This window comes from Chryseobacterium sp. ZHDP1 (genome assembly GCF_018603435.1).
Classification (GTDB): Bacteria; Bacteroidota; Bacteroidia; order Flavobacteriales; family Weeksellaceae; genus Chryseobacterium; species Chryseobacterium indicum.
In genome coordinates this window covers 2,408,821-2,426,858 of record NZ_CP075682.1, presented here as the reverse complement: position 1 = coordinate 2,426,858, position 18,038 = coordinate 2,408,821, and the positions used below count along the sequence as shown (strand labels likewise).

Sequence of the window (18,038 nt, the reverse complement as noted above, 5' to 3'; positions counted from 1 at the left end):
TTAAAATGGATGATTATTTAAGAGAACATTTTTTTGTTAAATTTCTTGTGTTTTTATTACTGGGAATCGGGGTATTTGTATTCTCATATCGGATATTAAAATCTTATAAAAAAGAAGAGTTAGAGCCTATAAAAGAGAATACTTATAGTAGGATGATTTATTGGCGCTCAATAGGCGGCATGTGCCTAGGATTACTTATTATATTAATGTCTTTTTATATGATATTTGAAGATTTAACACAGGTTAAAGAGAATAATGATGTAATTATGAATGTTCAAGTTAGGAAATAGTTTACTAAAAACCCGATAGCGCGGATTTGTAATCCGTGCCTGTAATCGCAACAAAAACTTTGCAATCTGCAAAGTTTTTGTTGTAAATAGATGTTTTAAGAGGGATTTTATAAAAAATGTAATTACAGAATCTCTATTATTATAATGCACACAAAGGATTTACTATTTTTGCTTAATGTCTTATGCATAGTCATTAACATTTAGAAAACTCAAAATAAATTTTATAATGGATGAATATTTAAAGGAACATTTTGTAATCAAATTTTTTTTAATCCTTGTTTCAGGTTTTGTATTGTTTGTATTTTCGTATATTATATTTAAATCATATGACAAAGAAAAGTTAGTAACCATAAAAGCTAATGCATTTAGCATAAAGGTATATTGGAGGTCAATAGGCGGTATGTGCCTAGGGATATTTACCATGCTATTTTCTTTTTATATGCTATTTGAAGATTTAACACAGGATAAAGAGAATAATAATCTAATTATGAATGTTCAAGTTAGGAAATAGTTTACTAAAAGCCCGATAGCGCGGATTTGTAATCCGTGCCTGTAATAGAATCTATCACAATTATTTGTATGACAGATTTTAGATTTGGATAATTAATTTTCCTCAGTAAAAAGAAAAATATGCTCTGCTAAGAAATACAGGCATAAAAAAAGCATCCTTTTTCAGATGCTTGTGTTTTTAGAATTATTCTTTTTTAAACTTCGTCGTCAGAATCGATGGTGTAAGATCTGCTTTTGAAGTCTTTGTCGTGTTTTTCTGATATTACATCCTCACCCTTCTCGTTAATGATGAAATCTGTGGACTCATTAAACATCTCCTGAAAACTCTTAAAATCTTCCTTGTAAAGGTAAATTTTATGCTTCTCGAATGTAGCTTCTCCATTCTCTCCGAAATTCTTTTTGCTTTCGGTAATCGTAAGATAATAATCTCCTGCTTTCGTCTCGCGCACATCAAAGAAATAAGTTCTTCTCCCTGCTTTTAACACCTTCGTGAAAATTTCATTTTCATGGCGTTCCTTGTATTCACTCATTGTTAGATATTTTTTAATCTTGTTAAGAACAAATATAAAAGTTTTCTTTTAATCACAAAATTTTTTTTATGATTTATTTAACATTTGTGAACGATTCTGCTATGCTGTTACGGAATTGTTAATTTCGGTTAAGTTGAGGATTTTGTCGGCTCTCTGTGCGCTAGACTCTCTGTGTGTGATGATTATAGAAGTTGCATTACGGATTTTTCGGTCTATATTTTCTAGAATGTTCTGTTCTGTTTCAGTGTCCAGAGCAGAGAGAGAATCGTCAAAAATAATAATGTTCGGATCTTTAATCAGCGCTCTGGCAATACAGATTCGCTGTTTCTGACCTCCGGAAAGCATAACGCCACGCTCTCCAACCATGGTTTGGTACTGTTCCTTAAATTCAACGATATTTTTATCAACATCAGCAATTTTAGCGTATTCCACCACTTTTTCATGAGAAGGTCTGTCGATCGCAAAACCGATGTTGTTTTCAATAGAATCTGAGAACAGATAACTTTCCTGAGGAATATATCCGATGACATTTCTGTAGTTTTCTAAATTATGTTCCTTTAAATTCTTACCGTCAATTAAAATTTCACCTTCCGTAGGATCAATCAAACGGCAGAGAAGCAAGGCAATCGTAGATTTTCCGCTTCCTGTTTTTCCCATGATTGCTAGAGATTCTCCGGCTTTAAGAGTAAAACTTAAATTATCCAGAGCTCTGATTCCCGTATTCGGATAAACATAAGAAACATTTCGGAACTCAATATCACCTTTAATTTCATAATTGTCGAAGTTCTTATTAACGATTTCAGATTTTTTATCCATGAATTCGTTAATTCTCTGCATGGAAGCTTCTGCTCTCTGATTCACGGAGGTAACCCAGCCAACCATTGAGAAAGGAAAAATAAGCGTATTGATATACATGAAAAAGTCGGCAATTTTACCGATGCTTAATTCTCCGGCAATGTATTTCTGTCCGCCGATCCAGATAATGGCAACATTCAGCAAACCGATAACAAATAAAATAATCGTAAAGAAATAGGCTTCCGTTTTTGCCAGATCCAAAGCTTTGTTCTGATAGTCGGTTACCTTCGTACCATAATTTTTTTTGATATAATTTTCCCTTGCAAAAAATTTCACCACGCGGATTCCCGAAAAACTATCCTGTACAAAAGTGGAAATCGCCGACTGGCTTTTCTGCATGATCTTCGATTTCTGATTGATAATTGAACTTACTTTATAAATCGCAAAAGATAAAATCGGAAGTGGAAGCAAAGTCCAGAGTGTCATCGAGACATCCGTAGTAAGCATATAAATTGCTGTGATTACCACAAGAACAATTAAATTGGCAACATACATCACGCCCGGACCGAGATACATCCTTACTGCAACCACATCTTCACTCAAACGGTTCATTAAATCTCCGATCGTGGTTTGTTTATAATCTGTTAAAGATAAATCCTGATAATGTCTGTAGATTTTATTTTTAAGCTCATATTCTATTCTTCTTGAAGCCACAATAATCGTCTGCCGCATCATAAAGGTGAAAAATCCGGTGAGTAAAGAACAGCCGACGATAATGGCAACATAGACTAAAACCTGTCTGTTGAAACCTAAATTCCCGTTTTTCGTAAGCTCGTCTACAGATTTTCCTACAAACTGAACCTTATATATATTGAAAAAATTACTTGCAATGATGAATAATACTCCCCAGAATAACAATATTTTGTGCTTCCAGAAATAGGGGTTTAATGTTTTTAGCGCTTTCATAAAGTTTCACAAAATTACAAAAATCACCTCAGACTACGAATTTCATAAATTTTAAATTTCGTATCTTTGCACCCATAAAAAAGCTCTTTGAATGTTAGGAAGACGACAAATCCGTGAAAAAGTAGTACAGACTGTGTATTCTTATTACCAGAATCCTGTAAAGTTTGATGTATTAGAGAAAAATATGTTTGCCGGAATAGAGAAAATCTATTATCTCTACATCTATCAGTTAAACTTTTTGGTTGCGCTGAAAGAACTGGCTGAAAATCAGATTGAGATCGGTAAAAACAAATACATCAAAACCGATGCTGACATTAATCCTAACCAAAAATTCATCAACAATCAAGTTTTAATTAAATTGGAAGAAAATCCTGAGAGATTATTTTTCACAGGACAGCACAAGCAATTGAAATGGGACCTGCATGATGATCTTTTGGTAAAAACTTTCCAGAGAATGTCTGCCGGAAAGCGTTATCAGGATTTTATGAAAGAAGAAGGATATTCTTTTGAGGAAGATCAGAAGTTTATCGGGAAATTATTCTTAAGATATATTGCCGAAAACGATGATTTTCATGATTATCTTGGTGATAAAGAACTTTCATGGTATGATGATATCCACATCGCGAATTCAATGGTGCAGAAGACCATCGGTTTCCTGAAAGAAAATGAAGAAAGCCGTACTTTAATTAAAATGATTAAAGACGAAGACGATAAAACTTTCGCAATGAAGCTTCTTAGAAATACTTTGGACAGTTGGGAAAACAACGAAAAGAAACTGGAAGAAAGACTGGAAAACTGGGATCTTGAAAGAGTTTCTCTCATGGATAAAGTCATTTTATCGACGGCAATGGCGGAACTGGACAATTTTCCTTTCACCCCTTCAAGAGTCATCATTAATGAATATATCGAGATCGCAAAAGTTTTCGCAACAGACCGCTCCAATATTTTCATTAACGGAATTTTAGATAAATATTGTAAAGATTTAAACAGAATATAAATTATCTTCATATGAAAAAGACATTATCCATCATTGCTTTGTCTGTCATAGGCTTTGGATTTGTTTCCTGCAAAAAAGAAAATAAAGAGGTTACAGGAACAGAAACTGCTGCAACAGATTCTACTGCAGCTTCAATGCCTGCAACAACGGGAGACTCTGTTGCTGCAGCTCCGGTTTCTGGAGAAACAACTGCGGCTCCGGCTGCCAATCAGCCTTTAACTACGGTTGCACTTTCTGAAAACAATTTTGATTTCGGAAAAATTAAAAAAGGTGATAAAGTAGAGCACGTTTACGAAATTACCAATACCGGAACAAATCCTTTGGTTATCTCTGAAGTAAAGCCCGGATGCGGATGTACAGCTCCTGATTTTACTAAAGACCCGATTATGCCGGGTAAAAAAGGAAAGATTACTTTGCATTTCGATTCTACAAACTTCGACGGAAATGTTAACAAATTTGCAGATGTTTTTGCAAACGTAGAAAAAGCTCCGATCCGAATCAATTTCACTGCTAATATTCAACCATAAGATCATGAACATGTTATCCATATTTTTACAGGCACAGCCACAAGGCGGCGGAGGAATGATGATGATCATGATGGGGGTGATGGTGGTAGGTTTCTACTTCCTGATGATCAGACCTCAGATGAGAAAGCAGAAGCAGGAGAAGAACTTCCAGGAAACTCTTAAAGTGGGAACAAGAGTGGTTCTTACTTCCGGACTTCATGGAAGAATTGCTCAGGTTCAGGACGATGGTTTCGTTATCGAAACATTATCCGGAAAGCTGAAATTCGAAAAAGCTGCCGTTTCCAGAGAATTTACGGAAGCGCGTTTTGGAGATAAATCCAAGACTTCTGATAAAGCAGAAGACAAAAAAGAAATCGAAACTGAGAAAAAGTAATTTTTCAGTTTTTAAAATATTTCGTTTCGGCGGGGTGAGCTTTGCTCACCCCGCCGAAACTTTTTATATGAATATTTTTCTATTTTAATATCCGGAAAGGTTATCCTTCGTAGAAATTTAACCTACAATTATTTTTAACGTAGGATTGTCATTCTGACCGCAGCGAAGCGGAGAGAAGAATCTACTTCAATCATCTTAACTCCTCAACTAAAATCTTAATGGTAAAAATTAGATTTCTCCTTCGTCGAAATGACAGGAGAGCATTTAGCAATTGTGTTTATTCGTGAAAAAACATTTGTGAAATTCGTGTTAAAAAAACTCTGAAAAAATCAAAAGCGAAGCTCCAGCCTTAATAATCTTAACTCCTCAACTAAATCTTAACGGTTAAAAAATAGATTTCTCCTTCGTCGAAATGACAGGAGAGCATTTAGCAATTGTGTTTATTTGTGAAAAAACATTCGTGAAATTTGTGTTTTACAAAAACTCTGAAATATTAAAAGCGAAGCTCCTACCTTAATAATCTTAACTTCTCAACTAAAATCTTAACGGTTTAAAAAATAGATTTCTCCTCCGTCGAAATGACAAAAATGGCGGTAAATCTTTGTGCCATTAGTGAAAATATTTGTGTTATTTGTGGTTTAAGTTATCTTTGCCCCATGAATCAAAACACAAACAATACCGTTCTCATTTTAGGCGCGAATTCCGATGTCGCGAAACAGGCAGCGAAACAATACGTGCACAAAGGATTTTCCATTATTGCCGCTTCCCGAAATACAAAATCTTTAGAACAATTTGTTTCAGAACATAATCTGAATTCCAAAGTGAAGGTTTTATCTTTTGATGCTGTTGATTTTGATTCTCACCAGAAATTTTATAATGAGCTTCCTGTAAAACCTCATATTGTGGTCTATGCAGCAGGTTTTTTAGTGGATAATGAAACCGCTTTGATAGACTTCAAAGGCGCTCAGCAAATGATGTTGGTCAATTATATGGGAGCCGTTTCTATTCTGAATATTATTGCAACGGATAAGAACAATAAAAATCTCAAAAGAATTATCGGATTGTCTTCGCTTTCGGGAGTTCGCGGTAGAAAAAGCAATTTTGTTTACGGCAGTACAAAAGCTGCTTTTACGACGTATTTGGCTGGTTTAAGGCAGGAATTGGCTTCAAGAAATATAAAAGTCAATACTTTGGTGATTGGCTACATTCGTACAAAAATCAATGAAGGCTTACAATTGAATGAATCTTTAATGATGGAGCCTGATTATGTGGCAAAACATATCGTAAACGCAGGAAATTCTTTCACCATTGTTCCGAATTTTAAATGGAAAATCATTTATCTGATTTTGAAAATGTTGCCTGAAAGTTTGGTGGCGAAACTTCCTTAACTCATACTATGAATGATCAGTTTTTAGAAATTAAAACTTATATTGACAATATAAGCTCTTATGACAGTTCGGAAAATTTTGAATATGATCATTTTCCGTATCTTAAAAATATTTTAGATCATTTTACAGCAAAACAGCATGATGATTTTATAGAAGAAGTTTTTACATGGGAAGATCATCAATTATATTTTATTGCAGATTTTTTAGATTTTACACAATTTATATTAAAAGGAAAATATAATTCATCCTACGTTTTCTGCGAGTGTTTTTCAAAAATTAATAATGTTGAATATCTGAGATATATTTATATTAATTTGGAAATGTACTTAATGCGGAGAAAATTTTTTAACGATGATTTAATTTTATCTGTTGATGATATTGTTAACAATTTATACCTACTCATCAATCATTTAAGAGATGAAAACAGCATCGATTTTTGCTTAAAAATGATTGAAAATTTAAATGAATTTTTTAATTAAACTTTAGGCGAAATTCGTTAGGTGTAACATTCATTTTATTTTTAAATAATTTACTAAACGATTGCGGATACTCAAATCCTAATTTGAAAGCTATTTCACTAACGCTTAAATTGGTAGAAGTAAGCATATCTTTAGCCAATTCGATTATTTTCTCATGAATATGTTGTTGAGTGTTTTGACCTGTACTATTTCTTAACATGTCACTCAGATAATTTGGAGAAATATTTAAACTGTCTGCTAAATATTGTACTGTGGGAAGACCTTTTTCCAAAACAAGGTTTTCACGAAAATAGTGATCTAATAAATCTTTGAGCCGAATCAGTAAATCATTATTACTGTTTTTTCTTGTAATAAATTGCCTATTATAGAATCTATTAGAATAATTTAGTAATAATTCTAATTGGGAAATCATAACATCCTGACTAAAGCTATCAATAGATGTATTATATTCTTCTTCTATATTTTTGAAGATAAGTTCAATCATATTCTCTTCCTTTTCAGAAAGATGCAGTGCTTCATTAACTGAGTAAGAGAAAAAGCCATATTCCTTTATTTGCTTTGCCAATGGATATTGCCTTATAAAGTCTGGATGAAAGATTAACCACCATCCTTCCGCTTTATTATCTTTGTCTGTTGTTGAGATAACCTGACCCGGCTCTAAGAATGCCATTACCCCTTCGTCAAAATCATAGTCTTTTTGTCCGTACTTTATTTTGTTAGAAATACATTTTTTCAGTGAAATGGTGTAAAAGTCAAGTATAATAGACATTGGACTTTCGAAATCCTGTGCAACAACTTCATTTAAATTTATTAAACTGATTAAAGGATGTTTCGGCTTAGATAAATTTGAAAGTTGATGAAATTTTGAAATAGAACTAATTCTTATAAACTTATTTTCCATATTATTCTTTATTTTCCGTACGAAGAGTTCTCAATGTCCAGATTGCTCCTAATAAATCAACTACGCCAAACATTATTAGTTTTAAAGGGGCTAAGTCAAAAAGCACAAAACCTATAAAAAATAAAATAACGGTTAATCTTCCATAGGATGCAGCATAAAAAAATGATTTAACTTCATTCTTTGCCATTACTCCATAATAGCTACCAAGCAGAATGGTCATCATTCCGACAGCTCTTACCCAAATATCAGAGGAAGCAGGAAGTCCTACCAAATTTAGAACAATATTTGGTATAAATACGAAACCTAAACCCGATATTATCATATAAATAAAAAACACATATATTGTTTTAGCACTTTTACTCATAGTAATTTAAATTTTAGCCATTATTAAATTGATAAACGAAACCTGTAAGTTTTTCTGAGATATCCCATAATTTCTCCGATAATTTCTTATCATAAGATTTTTCGCTGGATTTTACTACTTCAGGATATCCTTTAAGTTCACCCATTTTAGTCGGACCAATAAATTCTCCACCTTTAAGATGGGGATCTGTAGCAGCTCGTAATATTTGCAAACTACCTTGTTGAACATTCATAGCAAAAAGATTATTCATCAATACCGATACAAAAAAACCATAATTTTTTTGAAGATTCGTATTGGTATATCCGGGATGTGCTGCTGTCACAATCACTTTGCTGTTTACAGATTTCAATCTTCTATCCAATTCATAAGCAAAGAGAAGGTTAGCCAATTTACTTTGTCCGTAAGCATAGTCCTTATTATATGAATTCTCCCAATTTAAATCATCAAAGAATATATCTGCTCCTCCGTAAGTTTTTTGTTTGTGTACCAAACTGCTTTGTACTGCTATTCGGGAATTGGGAGTCTTATTTAAAATGTCTACTAATAAACCCGTTAAAAGAAAATGTCCGAGATGATTTGCTCCAAATTGTACTTCAAATCCCTGTTTTGTAATTTCTCTTTTTTTAGGAGCCATAACTCCTGCATTATTAATCAGGATATCTAACTGATTGTACTTTTTATGAAAATTTGCAGAAAATTTTTTAATAGAGGCAAAATCAGCTAAATCCAATTCCATTACATCAAGATCAGCATGAGGATTGTTTATTTTTATCAATGTAGCTGCTGCTTCTCCTTTATCTAAATTACGGACAGCCATAATTACTTTTGCTCCTTTGGCAGCCATAACTCGGGAAGATTCCAATCCTATTCCGCTATTGGCTCCTGTTATTATTACTAACTTATTTTTCTGAGATGGAATATCGCCATCATTCCAATGTATTGTTGCCATATTATTATTTGTATTTATGAAATGTAATCGTTTTACCTAAAATTGAGATACCTAAATATCCTCTCAGATAGAGTTTATTATTTTCTATCCATGCTTTACAAGTGTAGGTTTTTCCATCTTGTGGATTATACATATTTCCATTAATAAACTCGTCATTCTTCCAAATAAGTCCTTTCAAACTTACAACTCCAACCAAATTTCTTGATCTTAATTGAGGATTGGGATTTTTAGTATCCTTTTTTGAAGTTCTGCCGTCACTTTCTACAATTTTGGAGCCTGCTAACATTCGGGCTTCATATGAATTTCCTACTTTAAAAAATTCAAGTCTGAATCGGTCATCATTATCCGATTCCCATTGACCAGTAATATCTGTTTTATTTTGCGCATTAAGAAATGAAGCGAAGACTACCAGAAATAGGGTCAGAAATTTTAAATAAAATGTTTTTGCTTTCATTATGATGAAATGTTTCAATTATGTTTTGCAAAATTGTCACATTTACGTAGATAAAAAATAGCTGAATCCCTGATATGTGTATCCAAATCAAGGAAATATTACATTTAGAAAAGTCTTAGGATAGATAAAGTCTGAAAATGAGGTATAACTTCATTTGAAATATGGAAAACAGTTAATTACACTACAATTATATACAATTGTAAGGGATGTGATAAACTTAATTTGCCCTCTCACATAGTTATAATTTTGCCAAATAATTATGAGAAAGAATTAAATATTTTGATTTTTGATAGAAATTGATTGAAAATTTAAAGTATTAATTTCATTCCGCATCTTGCAACAATTCCAGCGCCTTCATCATATCAATTCCTTTTCCCAGAACAGGTTTAAACAAATCTCCCTTTTCTTTAATTCTGTCTAAAGCATTGTGAATGTTGAAATCTGTCGGTTGTAAGCCTTTTTTCAGTTCTTTCCATTCCAGAGGCATTGAAACGGAAGCTCCTTCTTTTGGACGCAAACTGTAAGCACTTGCTAAAGTCTGCCCGGTTCTGTTTTGAAGATAATCGAGGTAGATTTTCTTGTTGTCACGCTTCTGTAAACTTCTTTCCAGTGTCGTGAGTTTCGGCAATTTTTTATTGACTTGTTTCATTAAAAGGTGCGCAAAATCTTTCACCTGATCAAAATCGTATTTTCCGCCCATCGGAATATAGATGTGAATTCCCGTGCTTCCGGAAGTTTTGCAGTATCCGTCGATTTTTACAGATTCTAAAACGTCATTCACCTGCAAAGCTGTTTCAATAACCTCATCAAACGTATTCTTTTTCGAAGGATCGAGATCTAACACGAGGAAATCAGGATGATCGAGATCAGGAAGTGAAGAATTCCACGGATTCATATCGATACAGCCTAAATTGTTTAAATAAGCTAAAGTAGCTTTGTCGTTGCAGTAAATATAATCGATGTCTTTATCGTTCGATTCCGAGTAAACCTTCGTTGTTTTAACCCAGTCCGGAATGTTGTCACCTGCATCTTTCTGATAAAAATTCTGTTCTTCAATTCCGTTCGGAAAGCGGTTTAGCGAAAGCGGACGGTTTTTAAGATGAGGTAAAATATAGTCTGCAACCGACTGGTAATATTCGATGACATCGCCTTTTGTAATACCATCTTTCGGAAAATAGATTTTGTCCTGATTGGTCAGTTTTACCTTATGTCGGTTTAGGGTAATTTCTTGCTCGTTTTCAGACGATTTTATTTTTTTTTGGATTGCCATTGTCGTTGTTTTTGATTGGGAAATAGTTTCTGTTTCTTCAGAAGAATTTCTAACCTCTTCAGGTTCTTTATCTTCTCTCAATGTCACAAAAACAGGGTGACGAAAAATTCCGTCTTTTGTAATTTCAGAATATTTGATTTCGCACACCAGTTCAGGTTTTGTCCATGTTACAGGCATATTGGTTTTGGGTTTGATCTCGAAAGGTGATTTTGCGACAGTAATTTTTTCTAGCTTCTGAAGAATTTCATGGATTAATTCACGGTTAAATCCCGTTCCCGTATGTCCGCTGTACGTGAGCTTTCCGTCAATATATTTTCCTAAAATCAATGCTCCGAAACCTTCTCTTGAACCGCGAGGTTCTGTAAAACCACAAATAATGGCTTCTTCAGTATTGGTGAATTTTATTTTCAGCCAGTCGGAACTCCGGTGATTTTCTACATAAATGCTGTTGGCTTTTTTAGCGATCATCCCTTCAAGTTTCATCTTTTTCATCTGACTGAAAAATGCAGTCCCTTTTTCCGGAACGTGATCACAGTATTTGATGACGTCGGTTTCAATGAGTGCTTCTTTTAACAGTTCTTTCCGCTGAATCAAAGGAAGTTCTTCCGTAGAATGACCATTCAGCCACAAAATATCAAAAACCTGATAAGTGAGAGCCAGATCCGGATTGTCTCCAATCTGCTGAAGCCATTGGAAATTAGGTTTTCCGTTTTCATCGTAGGCAACAATTTCACCGTCAAGAATCATATGATGAATCTGATTTTCAAAATCCCGCGATATTTTTTCAAATTTTGAAAGGAAAGAAATTCCGTTTCGGGAGTAGAAGAAAGGTTGATCGGTGCTTAAATCGGCAACAGCTCGATAACCGTCCCATTTGATTTCAAAAATCCAGTCTTCATCATCAAAAGCCTCATCGTGAGGTTTTGCCAGCATGGGTTTGATGAAGTTTTCAATTTTCTTTTCGTCAACTAAAGAATTGTATCGTTTGAATTTGGGCTTTATTTCTGAGGTTATGACTTTTTTTTGCTTCTTTTGAGGCTTTTTTTTTCCTCTAAAAATTTTGTGACCTGAGAATTTTTTGCGGTGTTTTCCTCTGCATCATAATCACTTTCGGCGAAGTCATCTTTATGTTTGATTAAGAGCCATGAATTTTCTTCCGTATTTTTCATTTTAACCAAAGCAAATTCACCTTTCAGTTTTTTTCCGTGAAGGATAAATTTTAACGATCCGGCGTGAAGCTCTTTTAGCAGCTCTTTTTCATCTGAAAGTTTGGAATGGTTGTCGAGAGGTTCATAAGTTCCGCTGTCCCAGATTTCAACCTGTCCGGCTCCGTAATTTCCTTCCGGAATATTTCCTTCAAAATCTTTGTAATCGTAGGGATGATCTTCCACCATCATCGCAAGACGTTTGTCTTTGGGATCTAATGAAGGTCCTTTCGGAACTGCCCAGCTTTTCAGCACACCATCCATTTCGAGACGAAAATCATAATGCAGTCGTGATGCGGCGTGTCGCTGAATCACAAAAATAAGCTGATCGTTGCTCTTTTTTGTTTTTCCTTTCGGTTCGCTGGTTTCGTCGAATTTCCGCTTTTCGTTGTAATCTTTCAGAGCCATTATGATGCGTTTTTAGATTTGGTATTCTGTAAACTGGCTTTTAGCTGCGCCATCAGATCAATTACTTTTCCTTCTTTTGCAGGTTCCGCTTTTTTCGTTTTGATGTTTTTCCCTTTTGCTTTCTGCTTAATGATCTTCATTAAAGCTTCAGAATAGGTGTCTTTGTACATTTCGGGATCGAATTCCTGTGAAAGCTGTTCGATAAGGTTTACTGCCATTTTTAATTCAGCAGGTTTCGGAGCTTTCGCTGCCGGAATTTTAAGATCTCCGTAATCCCTGATTTCCTGTGCGAATCTCAATCGGTTTAAAACCAGAACTTCATTGTTATAAGGGCGGATCATTCCGATGGCTTCACTTTCGCGCAGAACAAATGTTCCTACTCCCACCATTTCTGTTTTTGCCAGAGCTTTAAGCAAAAGGCGATAGGCATTTTCCCCATTTTTCTGCGGTTCGAGATAGTACGGATTTTCAAAATAGACAGAATCTACTTCACTTTCTTTTACAAACTGATCGATGGAAAGGATTTTGGACTTTTCAGGACTTGCGGCTTCATAATCTTCTTCATCCAGAATAATGTATTTGTCGTCCATGAGATATCCTTTTACAATATTTTCCCATTTCACTTCCTTGCCTGTATTTTCGTTCACTCTTTTAAATCTGATATTCGAAAAATCAGACTTATCCAGCATATCCAAATCCAGTTTGGTGGTTTCGGTAGCAGAATATATTTTGACAGGAATATTGACTAATCCAAAGCCAATGGCGCCGTTCCAGATTGCTTTCATCGTACTTTATTTTCAGTAAAACGTACAATGATTGTGCCGTGTAATTATTTTGTGGTATCTTAAATAATTACAATTGAGTTATTTATGTTTTTTTAGGAACAGGTTATGTAAGAAATACTCCGTAAGAATCCGGAAGTATAATATTACCTTTACCGTAACATTTATTTAATCACAGCAAGATATATCGGTAAAATTCTATGAAATTTAAAATTATCACAGTATTTTTTTTATTCTTATTTCAGACGTTGCTTTTAGCGCAGAACGAAAAAGCAATTGATATTTTTAACAACAGAAACGAAGATTTAAACAAAGCGGTAAAAGATTTATCTGTATTAAAAAAATCTGCGAAATCTAGTGAGAGCCAACTGCTTCTGAATTCTTTACTGGCATTAACCTACATTACCAAGAAAGATTATGAATCTGCGAAAAAGTATATTACGGAAGCTGAAAAATTTTCCGGTAAGAATGGAAGTTCTCCGGCAGAAGCCTATTACAATTTCGCAATTGGAAAGCTATACATGATTCTGGAGATTAATGACCAGTCAATTAATTATTTTTTAAAGAGTTTCAGGCTTTTCAAGCTGAACGAAAATTTTGCAATGGCAAGTGATGCTGGAGTCTCTGTTTTCTATATTTCCAATTATAATGATGTGAAAATTTTGACTGAATCTCTGGAACTGGCGGACCGAAGCAAAGATATGGGAGCAATTATTAATGCCAGATGCGGATTTGGCAATTATATGAAGAATGATTTTAATACTAACCGAGCTTCAAAATACAATTCGGAGCAGCTGTTAAAATATCTAAAGGAAACGGTAGATCTGGTAAAGAATGAAAATGAAACCACGCAGAAATTTGCTTTGGCTTCATTATATTTTAATTACGGATATAATTTGCTTTTTTATAAGAAAAATCCGGAAGGAGATGTTTATCTCAATAAAGCATTAAAGCTTGCTAAAAAGTATAACTATCTGTCCATATACAGGAATTATTATGGTGCAAAAGGAGATATTCTTCTGGAAGATAAGAGAATAGATGAAGCTAAAGCTTTTTTCCATCGTGGATTGAAGGAGGCACAGGCAATGCCTTATCCGGATGCTGTCACAGAACTTTTATTTTATGAAGACCTGAAGAAAATCGCAGCGACGCAAAAAGATTGGGAAGAATTCTACAGGATCGACCAGCTTTTTCAGTCTGCCGGTAAAAAAGTAAACGATGAAAATATAAACAAAGCGATACAAAACAGCATTATAAAATATGAAATGAAAGAAAAGGAAGAAAAAATAGAAACGCTGTTGTCTAAAAATTTTAACCAGAGAATCTATATCCTGATCATGATTGTTGTGATGGTATTAATGCTGATCATCTGGTATCAGTATCAGAAGAATAATAAACTGAGAATGCATCTTATTTCGGAGAAAAATAAGCAATTAGAGATTGAAAAAAATCAGGTTCGTAAAGAATTGATCGGAAGTGTGCTTCATCTTGAAAAGAAAAATGAAATTTTGAATAATCTGAAAGAAAAACTGATGGAAAAAAAATCCGCCGCGCCTTCCGTCATAGATCATCAGATTTTTAAAGCAATAGATGAGGGGATTCTGGTAGATGATGATTTTGAAAAGTTCAGATCTAATTTCAATACCATTTATCCTGAATTTTTCAATAAACTACTTGATAAAGCGAACCAGAATCTTACACAGCTGGATTTAAAATATTGTGGTTTTATTTTGATGAAACTTTCCACTAAAGAAATTGCATCCCAAATGAATGTAGAGCCAAAAAGTATAAGAATGGCGCGTTACAGAATAAAACAGAAGCTTAATCTGGGGAAAGACGAAGATCTGGATCAATTTATACAGCAGCTTTCTTAGTTGTAAATGGTTTAAAATAAGCAATTTAAATTTGGTGTAGACGTTTTGTAGACGTTTTTAATTTCCGCATAGACACTTTATAGACACCCAAAATTGCTGTTGCTGATTTGCCGCTAATATCTTTGCCGGGTTGAAAATAATCTTATTCAGAAATTTAAAAACTCAAAACATGAACAACAAAGTTTTAGCAATTATTTCGTATATCACGCTTGTCGGATGGCTTATCGCATTTTTTTTAAGAGACAAATCGCAAAAAGACAGGCTGGTTAATTTTCATCTCAGCCAGAGTTTGGGATTGGCAATTGTTTCCACGTTATTTAATATTGTGCTGACGATAGTCGCTGCTATTGTTCCGTCATTACACTTTTTAGGATACATTGGCTATTTATTCTTTATTTTAATGATTTTGGGCATAATAAACGCCGCAAATGAAAAAGAAACTCCACTACCGCTTATCGGTAATATGTTTGTAAATAAATTTTCTTTTATCAATTAAAAATTCATTTCTTCACAAAGACTGACAAATCTTTTTATTCTCTATAAAAAGATTTTCAGTTTTTGCAAAAGCTTTCTTATCACGGTTTAAGATACACCCAATACATCAACATAAAAATCATCCTCATAAATGAGCTGAGAAAAAACGAATAGAGGTCAGAAGAAATTCAGACCTTTTTTTTTACAGATCAGCAGTAATGTTGAAGGATCTACAGTTACTCCGTTTTATATTGGTTTAGTTTTCAGTAAGTTCTATAAGGATTTTGTTATATGATGAATATTTGATGGTTTATTTTGAGTTTATTTCTCTATAAAGAAGAACTTTATCGATATAGTAGCCATAATTGAATGAAACAATCTTGGAATGCTCTTCTTTAAGTAGTTTTTTATCTTTTAAATATTTTCTCCATTCCCAAGCGCGGTCGGAAGGCGGACAAATGTACATTCCTGCAGAATTACAAAGTTTATCAGGATAACCCAGTGTAGTATTTTGATCTAATTCTAAAAGTTTAACAATAGCGCCAACTTCATTTTCAAGTTCCTGACTGCCAGTGAAAGGTGTCACAATATTGAATTTCAGAATTTCATAAATTTTATCGTAATCTAAACTTTCATCCTGATTTTTATAATCAATTCCGGCAAGATCAAGATAATATTTATAAAGCTCTTTTTCCGTATGCGATTGATAAACGGATATAAATCCGTCTCTTACTTTTTTATCTTTCCAGTTTTCAATTACAAAAAAACCGAAATCTCTTTCAAACATTGAATATTTGTTATTGTAGCTATTTTCTTTGAAATTTAATTTTTCTAAAATCTGTAGTGCTTCAGGAATCTGTGAATACCCCACTTTTGAAAAAAGTTTTAAAATTTTATATTCAAAATCATCACTGTCTTTTGCTGTAACTTTTATTTTTTCAGTCTCATCTTTCAGATCAACTTTTTCACTGTTAAAGTTTCCACCGGATATTTTTTGAGGTGAAATGGGATAGTCAAAACTTTTCAGACACATTTTTTTCGCATTTTCTATTTGAAAAACAATATCGGGATCTTCTGATTTAATTTTATCTAAAAGTTTTATCACATCATTTCCGTTTCCTGTGAATTTAAAAAGATAATAATTAACATTTCCGTTAATGCCAATTCTTCCGTATAATAAAGATTTTTTTAGATACAATTCTAACAGCTTTTCATCATTGAGAATTGTATCCCAGTTTTTCGTATAATAAATGTCTAAAATTCGTGAAACAGATTCTGATAATTTTGGTCTTTTTTCATAAATCAATGACCAATATTCTAATGGAGTGAGATCCTGTAAAGTAAGATGGTCTATTAAATAGTTTTCGTACTCTCTTCTTTCTTTTAAAGAAATCTTCGAACTTAATTTTTCAATATACGTATGAAGATCTTTTGTTCCCTGAAAATCGATATGGTTTTGTCTATAATACAATGTAAGAAGTGATAGCTGGCTAAGAAATCTATAGGGAAACATTGGAATAATAGGATTAGTACTGCTAAGAATGTTTCTTTCCTTTTCTGCACTAATTTCGTTTACTCTTTTAGTGTCGCTTTGCGAAAGCTTAATGAATGTATTTAAAGCAATGGAGTCATTATCATTGGAGAGTTCTTCAAAAAGATTCGCGACATCGTCTATTTGTTTAGATTTCAAAGACTTATTAATGAAACAATGTGATGAATTGTCCCAAACAAAATTTTTGTAGTTTTTTGAGAAATAAATAAGCAAATTAAGGATTGCATTGTTATCAAAATTAGAATCATCAGTATCCCATACTCTGTAATCATTTCTTCCGACAGAACCAATATCTTTATGAATCAGCAATTTTAAAAGCTCCGGAAAATCTTCCTGATCTCTATTGAAAAAGTTGAATTTATCTCTTAAACGATAAAATTCTTCACAAATTTTTACAAGAGATTCGGGATTGTTCTGGCGTATTAAAACATCAATTCCTCTTGCTTTTATCCAATCTTTAGTGATGATTTCAGAGCGTCTTTTAATAAGTTTCTGTAGTTTTGCAATCGGCAGCTCCCGAAATTCTATGAAATCTTTTCTGTCTTTGAGAGGGGTAATATAAAATGTTTCTAATTCTGGAGAATAGTTTATTTTATTGATGGTTTTAGTTAAAAAATCAGAGTAGGTTTCAGAATTTTTTATTTCTTCAAGATTAATTGCCTGCTCAGGAAAAATGAAATTTTCTTCAATAACTCTTTTTGCAAGATAGAATTCTTCAGTTTCATGATAATGATGCCCAAGATATTCTGCCAGCTTTTTTGAGCTGTCAAAATAAGGTGTTAGTTCATAGAGAGCTTTTTTGTCACCTTTCTCAATTCTTAATTTTAGTTTATAAATTTCACTTTCATAATATTGTCCTTCTGCATATTGACAATTGAATAAATGGATAAAAAATAAAAAGAATAGTGGTATTAGTTTTTTCATGACAAAAAGAAATGGTTCTTTTATTA

Annotated in this window: 18 protein-coding genes; 8 read left to right on the top strand and 10 right to left on the bottom strand. The window is 33.3% G+C overall.

All coding sequences use genetic code 11. The features are described from left to right. The first annotated feature begins 5 nt into the window (after nt 1-5). Nucleotides 6-290: a hypothetical protein gene (locus tag KKI44_RS11180; RefSeq protein ID WP_214591046.1), complete on the top strand. Its 285-nt coding sequence runs from the start codon at nt 6-8 to the stop codon at nt 288-290. A 704-nt stretch (nt 291-994) separates the two neighbouring features. On the opposite strand, the gene KKI44_RS11175 is transcribed toward KKI44_RS11180, so the two are convergent. Continuing rightward, the gene (locus KKI44_RS11175) at nt 995-1,330 is read right to left on the bottom strand and encodes a DUF3276 family protein (protein WP_002976288.1); all 336 of its coding nucleotides are present in this window, start codon (nt 1,328-1,330) and stop codon (nt 995-997) included. 99 nt (nt 1,331-1,429) lie between these two features. Then, nucleotides 1,430-3,091, bottom strand: a complete 1,662-nt coding sequence (locus KKI44_RS11170; protein ID WP_214591045.1) for an ABC transporter ATP-binding protein — start codon at nt 3,089-3,091, stop codon at nt 1,430-1,432. 91 nt (nt 3,092-3,182) lie between these two features. On the opposite strand from KKI44_RS11170, the gene KKI44_RS11165 reads away from it, so the two are divergent. The 5 genes from KKI44_RS11165 to KKI44_RS11145 all read left to right on the top strand — a co-directional run bounded on the left by KKI44_RS11165 (nt 3,183) and on the right by KKI44_RS11145 (nt 6,855). Further along, complete coding sequence (locus tag KKI44_RS11165; protein WP_214591044.1) at nt 3,183-4,088, top strand: transcription antitermination protein NusB; 906 nt, start codon at nt 3,183-3,185, stop codon at nt 4,086-4,088. Nucleotides 4,089-4,099: 11 nt separating this feature from the next. Next, complete coding sequence (locus KKI44_RS11160) at nt 4,100-4,615, top strand: DUF1573 domain-containing protein (RefSeq protein WP_214591043.1); 516 nt, start codon at nt 4,100-4,102, stop codon at nt 4,613-4,615. A 10-nt stretch (nt 4,616-4,625) separates the two neighbouring features. Further along, nucleotides 4,626-4,988 (top strand): preprotein translocase subunit YajC, encoded by a 363-nt coding sequence (gene yajC, locus KKI44_RS11155; RefSeq protein ID WP_214591145.1) that lies wholly within the window; start codon nt 4,626-4,628, stop codon nt 4,986-4,988. A 656-nt stretch (nt 4,989-5,644) separates the two neighbouring features. Beyond that, a complete protein-coding gene (locus KKI44_RS11150) occupies nt 5,645-6,376 on the top strand; it encodes an SDR family NAD(P)-dependent oxidoreductase (protein WP_214591042.1) in 732 nt (243 codons plus the stop codon). An 8-nt stretch (nt 6,377-6,384) separates the two neighbouring features. After that, complete coding sequence (locus KKI44_RS11145) at nt 6,385-6,855, top strand: hypothetical protein (protein WP_214591041.1); 471 nt, start codon at nt 6,385-6,387, stop codon at nt 6,853-6,855. Here the strand turns inward: KKI44_RS11145 and KKI44_RS11140 are convergent. The 7 genes from KKI44_RS11140 to KKI44_RS11110 form a co-directional block, all read right to left on the bottom strand. Continuing rightward, nucleotides 6,848-7,756, bottom strand: a complete 909-nt coding sequence (locus KKI44_RS11140; protein ID WP_214591040.1) for a helix-turn-helix domain-containing protein — start codon at nt 7,754-7,756, stop codon at nt 6,848-6,850. The two genes, KKI44_RS11145 and KKI44_RS11140, sit on opposite strands and share 8 nt — an antisense overlap. A 1-nt stretch (nt 7,757) precedes the next feature. Beyond that, nucleotides 7,758-8,120, bottom strand: coding sequence for a hypothetical protein (locus KKI44_RS11135; RefSeq protein WP_214591039.1), 363 nt, complete (start codon nt 8,118-8,120; stop codon nt 7,758-7,760). Between the two features lie 13 nt (nt 8,121-8,133). Next, nucleotides 8,134-9,069, bottom strand: a complete 936-nt coding sequence (locus tag KKI44_RS11130) for an oxidoreductase (protein WP_214591038.1) — start codon at nt 9,067-9,069, stop codon at nt 8,134-8,136. Nucleotides 9,070-9,073: 4 nt separating this feature from the next. Continuing rightward, complete coding sequence (locus KKI44_RS11125; protein ID WP_214591037.1) at nt 9,074-9,523, bottom strand: DUF2147 domain-containing protein; 450 nt, start codon at nt 9,521-9,523, stop codon at nt 9,074-9,076. A 322-nt stretch (nt 9,524-9,845) separates the two neighbouring features. After that, nucleotides 9,846-11,726, bottom strand: coding sequence for a DNA ligase D (ligD, locus tag KKI44_RS11120; protein WP_214591036.1), 1,881 nt, complete (start codon nt 11,724-11,726; stop codon nt 9,846-9,848). Nucleotides 11,727-11,803: 77 nt separating this feature from the next. Further along, nucleotides 11,804-12,406 carry a DNA polymerase ligase N-terminal domain-containing protein gene (locus KKI44_RS11115; RefSeq protein ID WP_214591035.1) on the bottom strand — a complete coding sequence of 201 codons (603 nt, stop codon included), beginning with the start codon at nt 12,404-12,406 and terminating at the stop codon, nt 11,804-11,806. Further along, on the bottom strand, nt 12,406-13,191 hold the full coding sequence (locus KKI44_RS11110) for a Ku protein (protein ID WP_185208849.1): 786 nt from the start codon (nt 13,189-13,191) through the stop codon (nt 12,406-12,408). The genes KKI44_RS11115 and KKI44_RS11110 overlap by 1 nt, the downstream gene beginning before the upstream one ends. Nucleotides 13,192-13,388: 197 nt before the next feature. Between KKI44_RS11110 and KKI44_RS11105 the strand changes: the two genes are divergently transcribed. Both KKI44_RS11105 and KKI44_RS11100 read left to right on the top strand, forming a co-directional pair. Further along, nucleotides 13,389-15,062 carry a helix-turn-helix transcriptional regulator gene (locus KKI44_RS11105; protein ID WP_214591034.1) on the top strand — a complete coding sequence of 558 codons (1,674 nt, stop codon included), beginning with the start codon at nt 13,389-13,391 and terminating at the stop codon, nt 15,060-15,062. 169 nt (nt 15,063-15,231) lie between these two features. After that, a complete protein-coding gene (locus KKI44_RS11100) occupies nt 15,232-15,558 on the top strand; it encodes a DUF4870 domain-containing protein (RefSeq protein WP_214591033.1) in 327 nt (108 codons plus the stop codon). Between the two features lie 288 nt (nt 15,559-15,846). Here KKI44_RS11100 and KKI44_RS11095 read toward each other — a convergent pair whose 3' ends face one another. Further along, on the bottom strand, nt 15,847-18,012 hold the full coding sequence (locus tag KKI44_RS11095) for a hypothetical protein (protein WP_214591032.1): 2,166 nt from the start codon (nt 18,010-18,012) through the stop codon (nt 15,847-15,849). Nucleotides 18,013-18,038 lie beyond the last annotated feature (26 nt).

Bases quoted from the DNA above. Each gene is read 5' to 3' on its own strand.
- KKI44_RS11130 (WP_214591038.1), bottom strand. From the start codon at position 9,069: ATGGCAACAATACATTGGAATGATGGCGATATTCCATCTCAGAAAAAT.
- KKI44_RS11170 (WP_214591045.1), bottom strand. From the start codon at position 3,091: ATGAAAGCGCTAAAAACATTAAACCCCTATTTCTGGAAGCACAAAATA.
- KKI44_RS11175 (WP_002976288.1), bottom strand. From the start codon at position 1,330: ATGAGTGAATACAAGGAACGCCATGAAAATGAAATTTTCACGAAGGTG.
- KKI44_RS11105 (WP_214591034.1), top strand. From the start codon at position 13,389: ATGAAATTTAAAATTATCACAGTATTTTTTTTATTCTTATTTCAGACG.
- KKI44_RS11115 (WP_214591035.1), bottom strand. From the start codon at position 12,406: ATGGCTCTGAAAGATTACAACGAAAAGCGGAAATTCGACGAAACCAGC.
- yajC (WP_214591145.1), top strand. From the start codon at position 4,626: ATGTTATCCATATTTTTACAGGCACAGCCACAAGGCGGCGGAGGAATG.
- KKI44_RS11165 (WP_214591044.1), top strand. From the start codon at position 3,183: ATGTTAGGAAGACGACAAATCCGTGAAAAAGTAGTACAGACTGTGTAT.
- KKI44_RS11140 (WP_214591040.1), bottom strand. From the start codon at position 7,756: ATGGAAAATAAGTTTATAAGAATTAGTTCTATTTCAAAATTTCATCAA.
- KKI44_RS11125 (WP_214591037.1), bottom strand. From the start codon at position 9,523: ATGAAAGCAAAAACATTTTATTTAAAATTTCTGACCCTATTTCTGGTA.
- KKI44_RS11135 (WP_214591039.1), bottom strand. From the start codon at position 8,120: ATGAGTAAAAGTGCTAAAACAATATATGTGTTTTTTATTTATATGATA.
- KKI44_RS11160 (WP_214591043.1), top strand. From the start codon at position 4,100: ATGAAAAAGACATTATCCATCATTGCTTTGTCTGTCATAGGCTTTGGA.
- ligD (WP_214591036.1), bottom strand. From the start codon at position 11,726: ATGCTGGCAAAACCTCACGATGAGGCTTTTGATGATGAAGACTGGATT.
- KKI44_RS11145 (WP_214591041.1), top strand. From the start codon at position 6,385: ATGAATGATCAGTTTTTAGAAATTAAAACTTATATTGACAATATAAGC.
- KKI44_RS11150 (WP_214591042.1), top strand. From the start codon at position 5,645: ATGAATCAAAACACAAACAATACCGTTCTCATTTTAGGCGCGAATTCC.
- KKI44_RS11095 (WP_214591032.1), bottom strand. From the start codon at position 18,012: ATGAAAAAACTAATACCACTATTCTTTTTATTTTTTATCCATTTATTC.
- KKI44_RS11180 (WP_214591046.1), top strand. From the start codon at position 6: ATGGATGATTATTTAAGAGAACATTTTTTTGTTAAATTTCTTGTGTTT.
- KKI44_RS11110 (WP_185208849.1), bottom strand. From the start codon at position 13,191: ATGAAAGCAATCTGGAACGGCGCCATTGGCTTTGGATTAGTCAATATT.
- KKI44_RS11100 (WP_214591033.1), top strand. From the start codon at position 15,232: ATGAACAACAAAGTTTTAGCAATTATTTCGTATATCACGCTTGTCGGA.